This is a genomic window from Pantoea sp. SIMBA_079, from assembly GCF_046940275.1.
Classification (GTDB): Bacteria; Pseudomonadota; Gammaproteobacteria; order Enterobacterales; family Enterobacteriaceae; genus Pantoea; species Pantoea borealis.
In genome coordinates, this window is record NZ_JAWRYR010000331.1 from 1 (window position 1) to 271 (window position 271).

A 271-nucleotide genomic window follows, 5' to 3' on the forward strand; every position below is an offset into this window, starting at 1 on the left:
GCGATTGCCCTTCTTCCATTCCAGGCCGGTGGTTTCGGTGTCGAGGATGATCTGGCGCATGCGTGGGGTCGGGTTCCTGGAGGCGAAGGACGGGTCAGGCGACGGCGGTGCGTTGCGCGCGCGCAGCGGCGCTGGCCAGGGCATCGACGCGCTCGTTCTCGGGATGGCCCGAGTGGCCCTTGACCCAGCGCCAGTCGATCCGGTGCCGCGTGCAGGCCGCCTGCAGCCGCTGCCACAGGTCCTGGTTCTTGACCGCGGCGCCGCCGGCGGT

Annotated in this window: 1 protein-coding gene; it reads right to left on the reverse strand. The window is 71.2% G+C overall.

Annotated elements, in window-relative coordinates; translation table 11 throughout:
- Positions 1 to 94: 94 nt before the first annotated feature.
- The coding region (locus SB719_RS20240) for an RNase H family protein (RefSeq protein ID WP_412159754.1) at positions 95 to 271 on the reverse strand (177 nt) is incomplete at its 5' end.